The organism is Flavipsychrobacter sp., from assembly GCA_041392855.1.
In the GTDB taxonomy this organism is placed as follows: domain Bacteria; phylum Bacteroidota; class Bacteroidia; order Chitinophagales; family Chitinophagaceae; genus UBA5543.
Window position 1 is genome coordinate 2,365,662 of sequence record JAWKLD010000001.1, and the last position, 12,325, is coordinate 2,377,986.

Consider the following 12,325-nt stretch of genomic DNA (forward strand, 5'->3'; position numbering starts at 1 on the left):
GCGTACTATATACTATCTATGAGCTGCTCAAGGTCAGTATCGTCTGCCATATCCAGCTTTCTACGAAGTCTGTACTTATAATTTCTCATCCCAGAAAGACCAATACCGAGCATATTGGCCATCTCTTTATTGCTGAGTTTGAGTTTGGAGAGTACCATAAACCTTATTTCAGCAGGAGTAAGTTCCGGCAGTTTTTCCCTGAGCCTGTTCAGGAAACCACGGTGTACAGTCTCGAATAATTCTCTGAATTCATCCCACTGCTCATCGGTTAGGATAATGGCATTTTGCAACTTAGCCAGGTTCTCTTTGGTATTAGGTAGCTCATTACTGCAAGGCAATGCTTGCAATCTTTCTATTTCTTCGGTGAAGTTTTCTATTAGTAGGTTTTTCTCCTGTAGGTTTTTGGTGAATATACTAAGCCTGTGCGATGCGCTTATGAGCTTGTTATCAGCCAGATCTTTTTCTGCTTTCAGCTTTTTGCGCCTGTAATACTGGTTGGTAAGTAACAGTAAACCAATAACTGTAGCCAGCGATAGTATAATGATGAGGTTGTTGCGCCTTTGTATGCTCAACTCTTTTTCTTTTACTATCTGTGCCACCTTTATTTTATTAGCTTCATCTTGTGCAGTTATCTGCGCTTTAGCCATCACTAGTACATCTCTCTTGCGAGAAACGCTATCTTTCGCTATAGCAATACTGTCTTTATATAACAATGCACGACGTGTGTCTCCGTCTTCTATTGCCAGCTCACTTAGTAGTGAGTACAACTTTACAGCATGCTTATATGTATCTCTGCCATAGTGGATGTATTGGTGTGCTATACGGCTGTAGTAGCGGGCGCTATCGTCATTACCCAACCTTCGGTAGATATCTGCCAGACGGATGAGCTGGTTGCTAATGTTATCATACTGTCGCTCTAACAGTGCCCAGTCTATATCTTCTTTCAATAATGGTTTTGCCTCTTTGTATCTGCCCTGCATATAGTACACGATACCAATATTGCCATTTGATATTGGTATCCACGGATCATTTTCATCAATAGCAAGACTCAGCACCCTGTTGAAGTAATACAGTGCTGAATCATACTTACCAGTGTTGCGCATAACAAGTCCGAGTGTATTTAGCAAACCATTGTCGCTATGCCTTGCACCTGGCGCTTTGAATTTTTCAGCTATTAGTAGGTTTTTCTGTGCCTGTTCGTAATCTTCAAAAGCATAATACAGGTCTCCCAGCAAAGCATTATAAAACTTCTTGCCAGGGTATTCCTCATAAGTAATTTCATCCAGCAGGTATTTATAACGCAGCAGATAGTCAAATGCCCCGGTAAATTCATCATTGTGGTAATAGTGGATACCGCTTAAAAAACTAATATTCAATACCAGTTGGGGGTATTTACTCACAGATGGCAACAATGCCTGCAACTCATCTACACCCTCTTCGTAAGTATATATCCAATGAAATATACAATATTCGATGCGGCTTATCTTTGTCAACCAATACAGTTCCTCATCTTTGGCTTTTTTTGCCATAGTGGCTACATCATCCAACATCCTGAAGTATGTAACAGAGTCAAGACTTTGTACCCCGCCTGTAGCAAACAGCAATGAGTCTACTGACTTACTGCGCTCAGCATATGATCTATTGAGCAGAAAGTCGTACTGTGCTTGGCAATCAACACTCAGAATAAGTACACTTAAAAATAATAGGACCCTTTTATACAAACCTTAGTAGAATATAGGCTTTCAAGATATACATTTTACTTAAAAGCTTTGCCTAGAAGATCAAAAAGTTAGACTTACTTTCCGATACAGGAAGTATACTCTTAGCTATAACTCTTTACTACCAACACTTATATCAAATAACATCCTTTTAAGGTACAAATAGGGTACAGAAATGCTACTCAAGTAAACATTAAGCTTAGATATATTCATTATTTTTGCTAGTCATTATGAAAATAAAGTGCATAATATTTCTTCTGCTATTACAAGCAAGCGCTATAGCACAAAAACAAAATAACACATGGGTTCTAGGCAGGCTTGGAGGATTGAATTTTAATACTACTACTCCAACAACTTTTAAAAGCACAATGTACGCTTGGGAAGGGATATCTTGTGTTAGTCATAGAAAAACAGGAGAACTATTATTTGCATGTAATGGAGTAGACATTACTGATAGCAGTTCTAACGTGATGCCTAACGGTAAAGATGTAGGCACTGACCGTTTAAGTACTTGTGCACAAGGTTCTGTTATTATTCCAGACCCTAGTGATAGTAATAAATATTATGTTTTCACATTGCAACATATTGGTCAAAATGGAGATGTTCGCTATTCGATTGTTGACATGAGATTGAATGGCGGCAAAGGTGATGTCATTAGTTCTAAAAAAAGTATTCTTTTGACTACTAATATGACTGAAATTATGACCGTATCACTTGCATGTGACGGCTATTGGTTGATATTATTTGAACGGGTAAGTAACAAATATCATTGCTATAAAATAGGTGCAAATGGAATTAGTAATAGCCCCATTATTTCAACAATGAGTTACCCTTACAAAATCAACGGGCCTAGTACAGCAAAGGTGTCTTCAGATGGAACAAAAATAGCAAGCGTTGTAAGTAAATCAGGGGGAACATCAATGCAAGTATTGATTTTAAATGATTTTGACATCCAAACAGGCATAGTATCAAATACTAGACTACTTGATACATCATACTCTAGATTCGGTTATCAAACAGGGTTTTATAATTGCGAATTCTCACCTAATAGCACTAAACTATACGCCGCCTCGGATACAGACGGGTACATTTATCAATATGATGTATCGTTATCAACAGGCTCAAATATTCGTTCATCGAAAAAGGAAATATATTCAATATCACATGCTGATTTGTTAGGTTCTTTTCAATTAGGTCCAGACAGTAACATTTATATCTCCTTTTTTGATAATTATTTAGGCAGAATAGATAATCCTGATATAGCATTCCCTGGTTGTATAGTTACTAAACAGTCTTTAAAACTACCTACCGGCAGTATAGGAGCTTTTGCACTCCCTCAAAAAGTATTGTATAATATTGATGTATTACCACAGCAATTTACTGGAAATAGTTTTACTATTTGCAAAGGTGACTCTCTAATATTTCATGGTAGAAAAAATGCAGCGACATTTGTATGGAGTACTGGCAGTACTGATAGTAGTATTAAAATAACAAAGGCAGGTACTTATTGGGTGCAATCAAAAGTTTTAGGGGAATGTACTATAATGGCAGATACATTTTATGTAAATGTTCCTAACATTGACTTTGAATTAGGAAACGATACTGTAATATGTCTGGGAGAGTCACTTACCATATCTCCTAATCTATCTTCACAAGGTGTTTCCTATTTGTGGCAGGATAATAGTACTAGCAGTTCACAAGTTATTACTACCGGAGGTAAATACTATTTGACTATACTAAAAGACGGATGTACAAATACCGATACTATTAATATAGATGTAAAGGAGGAACATATATTCAATTTGGGGAACGATACAACAATATGTGTAGGTGATACTATGGAATTGAAAATACAAGGAGGGTTAGATGAATACGCATGGAATAATGGTACAACAACTAATAGTATTGTAATTAAAAAATCAGGCATCTATAGCCTTAGAACAAACCATGAAAAATGCAGCCATACTGATACTATAAAAATTGATTACACCAACCCAAAATTTGAACTAGGAAATGACACTTTGCTTTGTGAAGGCAACTATATAAAACTTAACGTCAAGTCATTAAGCGGAAGCTTTTATACTTGGTCTACAGGTAGCAACAATGAAACTATCTCTATTAATTCATCAGGACTGTATTGGGCAATTGCTGAAAACATATGTGGAACTACTCGAGACTCGATTTATATAAATTACCAGATATGTGACTGTACTCCTTTCATACCCTCTGCTTTTACCCCTAACAATGACGGCAGAAACGACAAACTAAAACCAATAATCCCTAAATGTACTATTGCTAAGTACCAATTCATTATAGTTAACAGATATGGAGAAACAGTCTTTAAAACCAATAACCCAAACGATTATTGGGATGGTACGTATAGGAATAAACCATGTGATATCGGATCGTACTTTTACATACTAAAAACTATGAATAATCTAAATAAGGTAGTAATCACGAAAGGAGATATTGTACTTATTAGATAATAATAACTAACATCAAAATTTACACTAGTCTTCTTCGGTAAGAATTGTATATATCATTGCAGATTGAATAGCTATTCTCCGGGGCGCCAAATCTGTAATAGAATTGTCCTTAAAGAAAACTGGTAAATACAAACCAATATCTTCTTTTGTTAGCTTATTATCATTAATATAATTTCTTACAAAGAATACTTCCCCTCTCAATACTTCATCAACAAGTACTATGTGTAATATTTCTTCACTCTTAGGTTTTATATGGTAATAAATATTACCATCGACCAATGTGTCAAAACTATTATTAGCAGTCAAAAAAGACTTATTATTCTCTATTTCTAAATTTCTATAATACCCCCCTAAATAAGCACGTTTTTCAATATCAGAAAATCTTGAAATACCAGGTATGTATAGTCCTATCAAAGGACTATCGGTTAATGTGTCTACAAAAGTTAATTCTGCGTTGGTATTCGTACGCAACAAAATATCTTTTAACGACTCATTTTTAAGTTTAATCTTTAAGCAATAAGAAGAACCAACTCTATACATTGTATCTAAACTAGTTTGCATATAGTTGTGTACTTTCTCTACCTTTTTATCACATGCCACAAATAGCAATGCAACAGCCACTAGGCTGTTGCATGTTATTTTATAATTATTAAATTTTATCTTAATCATAAGATAATTTTTTATCATTTTGCTCCAGACAAATATTCCCTTGCTGCATTAAGTTCCTTTATAGCATTATCTACAGCAGATTGATCTTTCATCCATGCTGCAGTAAAAATAGTATGCATATAAGCCATTGCTTCACCTTTTGCAGTAGCAAGTGATGCAGCATAACTAGCATCATCGACTTGATTCCTATAAGACAAAAACCACTGGGCATACTGACCATTAGCATAATAAAGTATATGCCAAAACTCATGGTCTAAAACTTGGAAGAGCTCTTTATCTGATAGCATTGCCTTCGAAGTTACATAAACAGTACTAGATACAGGTTCTATAGGCGTATTATCGGGATACGTTAATGCCATAGCGTCACGACCTCCATTTATTAAAACAAATGCATCGACGTCATCACTGCCGTATATAAACCTCGGTTGCTTATTGCTGAAAGACTTAGTGTTAAAATTATCTTTAAAAAATTTCTCCGGATCCTTTACAGGATTACCTGTCAAATGGGGTTTTTGTCTATACGCAGACATTAGCGATGCACCCCTCCAAAAATTAGCTCCATGACTTCTTGCTAACAATCCACTAGAAAGACCTCCTAAAAGACCACCTGCGACACCTCCTGTCATAGCACTACTAGCACCTGCTCCAAGCCCTGCCCCTAAACTACCCGTACGCACCCAAGCATTACCTGCACCTCTTAACAGCCCTACGGCAGATCCTGCTGCAGCTCCGCCAGCAAACCCTCCGATAAAACCGCCATATCCAAACCCTCCAACTGCCCCAGCAATCCCAGATCCTGCAAAGCTACCAAGAGCACCAATACCAAAATACATAGCCCCATCACCAAATGATCTAATATTTGATGCGTTTGCGGCTAAGTTAGCAAATGCTCCAAAAGCTATAATTGCTACTGTTGTAAACACCACATTCCCATCAGGGTCTATATACTTTAAAGGGTTATTACGTGCGTATGCATATTTATTATAATCTTGTGTGTTTGTATTATCAACAATAACAGGATCGGGACTAAACATCCGCCCTATTAAAGGATCATACAAACGCCCGTTCATATTTATGATATTATTATCCCAAGTACCTTGTATTAAATGCTCATGACCTGTGTAGCCACGATCTGTAATTTGCCAATTTGCAGTAGGGAAGTTATTTTGATTGCTAGTATATACTGACCAGTCATTCGGGTTTCTTACCCTACCCCAGGCATCATAACTTCTTTCTTCTATCAACCCATTTGCTTGAGCTCCACCAGTGCCCTTATCGTCTAGTATATGTGTAATACTACCAAGATGATCTCGGAATGGATAATAAATATCGCCCTGAGAAGTTTGAGACCCTATAGGAGTATGTATTTTGAAAATGGCGATTAACTCTTCATTTGCCCAAACATAATTTAGCTCCGTCTTTCCATTCTTATCTTCTATCACCTCATAATTGTGTGCATAATATTTTGTTTTGTCTAAGACGCTAGTTCCGGACGTTAAGTCATAATATTCCGCTTTTACTCTCACATCACCTGCACCATACTCAAATACCACTTCATTTTGTCCAGCCTCGGTTACCTTTTTTACTTTTTTGAAAGGGTGATATTCTACATCTTGCGTATTGCTTGGCACTTGAAAACCCGGCATAGATGTAGCTGGTTCTGGTACTGTTAATAGTGCGTAATTATTATACCTGAAATCAAAAGGAGAAGAAGTAATATCGCTTTTCTTTAAAACATTCCCGTTATCATCGTAGCTCATAAAAACAGGTGACGCATTAACACCCGCTCCACTAGGCACAATAGATGTCAACCTATCAAACTGCGTATCATAAGTGAAGGTCTCTGTAAAGTTTCTTATTACATCTTTACGTTCTAATATATTGCCTGTTTGAGGGTCAGAAATATAATCACTTTTCGCAACATTCATCATATTAGGGATGTGCAACATCTCTCTAGATACAGCGTATCCATGTGCATCGTGTACATACAGAGAGTGATAAAGTTGATTATTATTCTGATCATAATAGTACGCGCCCTCTAGCTGCCCTAAGTGATTTCTATCATTTGCATGCCACAACTTGTGAGGGATAAGTTGGCCTGAACCATTTACTAACTCCACCTCGTTTAAATGCCCAGTATATCTATATGAGTACTTAAGTGTGATATCGTTATAGTAATATATATACTCTAACCTACCCATTAAGTCATATGCATAATGGGTAGATATATCTGGCCTTCCATTAGTTTTTTCAATTGTATAATCCAGTTTATTATTATTTGTATACGCATACTCAGTTTCATTTCCATTTGGAACAGTTTCTTTAATTAACTCACCAGTAGCGCCCAAGCCATTCACATCTTCATATTCATATACATATGAATTAGTAGCCCCAGCAAGAGTTTTTGTCTTAACACGCCCTAGCACATCGTATGAATAATCAAACACCTCATTGGTTGCAAGAGTTTCTTTAGTCAGTCTACTTAATGCATCGTATTCATATTTTATAGTACCACCGTTCGGCTCTGTTTTCTCCTTCAGTCTTCCAAAAGGGTCTAATACCCTATTAAAACTTAGACCATTGGTAGTTGTTGTAGCTGTCTGCCCATTACCATAATAGGTATACGTTATATCTTCACTATTACTAAATAACCTTCTTAAAGTACCCCCACATGTTACTGAAGTTTTTGTTTTTCCTGTACCTAAATCTGATGTAGTGGCATTCATCAATCCTTGTACGATGCTATACGTTGTTTGAATTGTACTACCTCCATTTGAAATACTTCTTTGCACTTCTCTATTATATGGGTCGTACGTTGTGGTTGTAGTAATTGAAGCCGCCGGCGTATTAGCAGGGTAAGGTGCTCTTGAAATAACAACTTGACCATTTGAGTTATATACCAAATCTTCAAAAATATCTGTTCCTGAAAAGCCCTTTTTGATTTTTCTTATTATACGTCCGTATTTGTCATATATAGCAATATTATACTGTGAACTAGCGGTTGTCGTTGTTTTAGCTAAAATCTGCTCATTAGGGTCAGATGTAGAATACTGTGACGTAGGCGCCCATTCATAGATTGTTGTTTCCTCCACCCCATGAACATCAGTGACTTTCTTTTGTCTATTCAACACATCATACTCGTAGTAAGTATCAATATTATGCTTGTCATTAACTTGAATAACATTCCCCCAACAGGCACTAAGTGGGTTGTACGAATTAGTTGTAGTATACCCCATCGCATTCTCTTCAGTAGTAATAAACTTTCCATCGGTAGTGTAGGTATATTTATCTATTATACTAGCAGATATTCCGTTAGCCGTAACAGTTGTTTGTGTAACATTACCAAATACATCATAAGTAAATGCAGCAGTTTTTTCGTTACTAGTACCAGGGTCTGTTGTATTACTTAAAACTGTTCCATCGCCATTGTATGATATATTTTTTGTTCTAGTAATACTGTTATTACCATTAGGGTCTATATCGCTATACCTAGTAATACTAATAGGTTGCCCTCTATTCGCTACCCAATTCATACCGTAATCATAAGTAGTAGTTTCTAAGCTATTATTACCTCCGTTTAAGTCCTTTGTACGAGTTTCTTCAATTTCTATTTTGCCGTAATCATAAAAAACTGTACCAGTAGCTGTACTCCCAGTTGTAAAAGTCCTTTCTTCTATATACCCTGTAATATTATCTTCTATTCTAGAAGCATAAGGGATAATAATTCTAGACATACCATTGGCGCCCCCATCCTCATCTATTCTATCATACTCAATTTTCTTTCCAAATAGTGCTCCATTATAAGCATCATATAAAATTTCCTCTATGAGGTACGGCAGCTTAGCAGTTACATTATACGTTTTATAAATATTTTGTCCTGCCTTGTTTTCAATACTAAATTTTGTGAATCCCTTTCCTCCAACACCATACTTCATAGAGGCGAAACCTTCATATGTATACTTATTATCTAAGTCTACATTATCATATAACCTTTTAACAACATTTAAAGCAAATGTCTTTTTTGTATAATCATTACCTAAGGTTGTTGAGGCAGTATATTGAGCATCCTGTGTCAGTGGTTTGTATTCCACAGATACTGTTTTACCCGCATGCTCTATAGAGGTGACTTTTAGGCTTGTATTGTTTTCATAGAAAGTAATGATTTTACATGTCGTACCAGAAATATAAAGTATATCGGCTTGTCCATCACCATTGAAATCTCCAATTGTATTGGCTTCATAGCTTGCAATACCAGGATAAGTACCAGTCTCTTCTGTAAAATTATTTGTTCCTCCTGAATAATACATGCGGTAAGTTGTAGTACCTTGTGCATATTCTAATTGAAGGATATCTGATAAACCGTCACCATTAAAATCAGCAATGTGCATACTATAATTACTGCTATAGCTAGTAGCACCAGTATATGATAAATTCTGTATTGGAGAAGTTGGTGTATTCAAACTACTAAACAATGCAGTATTTTGATAATGATCATAAGCACCATTAGAGTAAACCATACTCCATTGCATTGGAGATTGTGTACGTCTGAAAATTATGTCATCTTTAGCGTCCCCATTAAAATCGCCAATCCAATTTTGTAAATAAGTATGGGGCAGTCCACTAGTACTATAAGTTATGAGAGGCCATTGAGTAGGTGTTTGATTCAATACAGGTTTTAATGTACTAGAGTTATAAGAAACATCGAGACCATATAAAACAGATTGTGCATTTACATTACCAAAATCATGTGTGAACAAAAACTCATCCTTTCCATCGCCGTTATAATCTAATACCATTGCTCCATTTATGTGGCCCGGGCTGAAGTGATATATTTGATGACTATGATATGGTGAATGATTCCCATATTCGTCACCCACTATATACATTTCGTAATCCTTGACAGAGTTTGTGTTATTAAAGTGATATGGAGCAACGACTAGTAATTCTGACTTTCCATCACCATCATAATCTCCAGCCTTAATAAACGTAAGTGCGTTGAAGTTTACATTATCGGTCTCTCCATTTGCCTTTGAAAATATTTTAACTCCTGGATCAAATACTGTTGTTGGGTTTCCATTTGCTTTGTATAAAACAATATCAAAAAATGGATGCAATACTAACCCTTGGCCAACAATCCATACTCCTGCATTAAAATAATTTATAGTTATTACATCATCAAGTCCATCACCGTCATAATCAAAAAATACACCAGACCTTCCTGCATTCTTGGCATAAGAATATTGATTATTTCTTTTTATTCTAGGACCGTATGTAGCATTAGAGGATGAAAACAATGGGGCATTTGTAGGTGATGATTGCGTGAACGTATTGTTACCATTATTAATATTTACATATGCTGTACCATTAGTATTTTCAACAAAATCCGTATAGCCATCACCATTAAAATCTCCTGGGAAGGTGAATGTTGCACTTCTCGTAAGATTATTTGGTACATTTATAGGATTAACAGTTTGAGAATTGTTCCCCCAATTAATATTAATCGGAGTTAAAATATCATTACCATCTCTTAATTCTTCAATTTTCACTAACCGTGATGCCTTATTGAAGTCATATGTAAAATGATACTTATTTGCCTGTGTGTTATTCGAAAATTTTATCTCAATATCTTCTAGAAGTACATTATTTTTTACTTGTGCTCCTGCAAACCATATTATATTTTCATCTTGTCTGCTAGTATAACTAAAGTTAATACTAATAGGTATCCCTGATGCCGTGTTGCTATTTTCGCCATATGTAATACTAGAAATTCTATGCTCCCCTGTACTTTGAATATTAGTGTATTCAAAAATGATGTAGTTACCATGAACGTCTGTTACTTTGTTAACTGGCCACATCAATACCTCAGTTTTCCCTTGTGCTACCATTTTGGAACTTACAGAATTACCATATTCATATATCGTTCCATTAGGATACTCAACTGTAAAATAGCTAGGTCCATTGCCAGCAATGCCATGAGATTGAATCGTAGCAAAATTCTTCACTTCTGTCATAAAGCCAGAAGAAGTACTAAAAAGACGACTACCATCAAGGTACAGTACATCATTATTGTCAAAATCTATAGGATCAACATTTAAATTATAGTAAATGTTTCCTTGTCCCCTTGTAATAGCTGAAAGTCCTGTCAAAGACCAACCTACCCCCATTAATCCATTACCAGTGTGGCTATTATAAGTAATTCCTAAATTTGGAATTATACCTTTAATCCCAGGAGGCATTCTTAAGGGAACTGTATATTGGAATGCTCCACTAGATGAAACATCATGCGTAGTTGGAATTACGCCAGCTATTACATTTTGTGCTAATGAATTTACAGTGTTGCCAAATGCAAATACTAACATTATCAATATTGACAATGTTATTTTCATGATTTTTTTCATGATTAGATTTTAGAGTTTAATGATTTTCCAAGAGATTACCTTTCTATCATTTAGATAGTAGTTGACATTATATGTTCCAGGAACAATAGCGTTTAGTGATATTTGATTTCTAGATTCATTAGTTGTTTTAGATAAAATTACCTTCCCTGTAATATCCAACAGTTGAATACTCGCTGTATTGCCTTCTTCCCAAGATATATTTTCAACAAATAAAAAATCGCTTGCAGGGTTTGGATAAGCTCTTACAAATTCTTGATTAAAAAGCTCTTTATTCTTAAACACCCCTATGATTGTGTCTGCTTGCTGACCATTATCTTTACCAGGTTTCTGCAAAACTGCTGCAATATTATAATCTCTCTTAACTCTAAAGCCAGCGGCATCATATGTGTATTCTATACCAGGTCCTGTTACTTGTGCAAATGATAATAGTGGTGACAATATCATGGAGATAAGCAAAATTCGTTTCATTGTAGATATTTTATATTCCGCAAAAATATGGACTAAAATTATTTTCCAGTTTTATTATTGTCAAAAATATATTTTAATAACAACCGACAAAACTTCATCCAACCAAACTATGTTTTCATCCATTGTAATGACCTAATTAGAGAATATTTGTCAATATAAATAAGTACGGTACAGCTGAATTAAATCATGATTTACTTAACAATAATGTAGCTAAGCCCTAATAGACTACTATAATATAAGAAGCTTTGATTTTTCACATATTTATTGTAGTTGTTTATTGAACCAACACGTATCATAGCTGACAGAGCAAAACGTTTCTCTAAATCAACTCCTACAATACCACCAATTACAGTACAGTTATCTCTTTTAATTACTGTTGGGAAAGACCTACCACCTTCAATCCCTAAAAAGTGGTGTACTTTTTTATATTTAGCACATAACTACAAGAAACTATTGCAAGTATTGTCCTTTTGCCATAATTATTATCTGGAGTTGGAATAGGAACAATTGAAGTTGCGCTGTTAGACATTTTCAAGCTACTTGTGGCAGCATTGATTCTTAGTTTTTTGGTTGACTTGAAACTCTA

General features: G+C 35.5%; 6 protein-coding genes. 2 read left to right on the plus strand and 4 right to left on the minus strand.

The annotated features are described in order from the left end of the window. Positions 1-5: 5 nt before the first annotated feature. Positions 6-1,721, minus strand: coding sequence for a tetratricopeptide repeat protein (locus R2800_11005; protein MEZ5017571.1), 1,716 nt, complete (start codon positions 1,719-1,721; stop codon positions 6-8). A gap of 227 nt (positions 1,722-1,948) precedes the next feature. Here R2800_11005 and R2800_11010 point away from each other — a divergent pair, with 227 nt between their 5' ends. Further along, entirely contained in the window at positions 1,949-4,204 is a 2,256-nt protein-coding gene (locus R2800_11010) for a gliding motility-associated C-terminal domain-containing protein (protein MEZ5017572.1), read from the plus strand. A gap of 24 nt (positions 4,205-4,228) precedes the next feature. Here the strand turns inward: R2800_11010 and R2800_11015 are convergent, their stop codons facing one another. The 3 genes from R2800_11015 to R2800_11025 are packed head-to-tail and all read right to left on the minus strand — an operon-like array spanning position 4,229 to position 11,739. Further along, positions 4,229-4,873, minus strand: a complete 645-nt coding sequence (locus tag R2800_11015; GenBank protein ID MEZ5017573.1) for a hypothetical protein — start codon at positions 4,871-4,873, stop codon at positions 4,229-4,231. Positions 4,874-4,887: 14 nt separating this feature from the next. Next, positions 4,888-11,271 carry an FG-GAP-like repeat-containing protein gene (locus R2800_11020; protein MEZ5017574.1) on the minus strand — a complete coding sequence of 2,128 codons (6,384 nt, stop codon included), beginning with the start codon at positions 11,269-11,271 and terminating at the stop codon, positions 4,888-4,890. A 9-nt stretch (positions 11,272-11,280) separates the two neighbouring features. Further along, the gene (locus tag R2800_11025; GenBank protein ID MEZ5017575.1) at positions 11,281-11,739 is read right to left on the minus strand and encodes a T9SS type A sorting domain-containing protein; all 459 of its coding nucleotides are present in this window, start codon (positions 11,737-11,739) and stop codon (positions 11,281-11,283) included. A 270-nt stretch (positions 11,740-12,009) separates the two neighbouring features. Between R2800_11025 and R2800_11030 the strand changes: the two genes are divergently transcribed. Further along, entirely contained in the window at positions 12,010-12,240 is a 231-nt protein-coding gene (locus tag R2800_11030) for a hypothetical protein (protein ID MEZ5017576.1), read from the plus strand. The last annotated feature ends 85 nt before the right edge of the window (positions 12,241-12,325 follow it).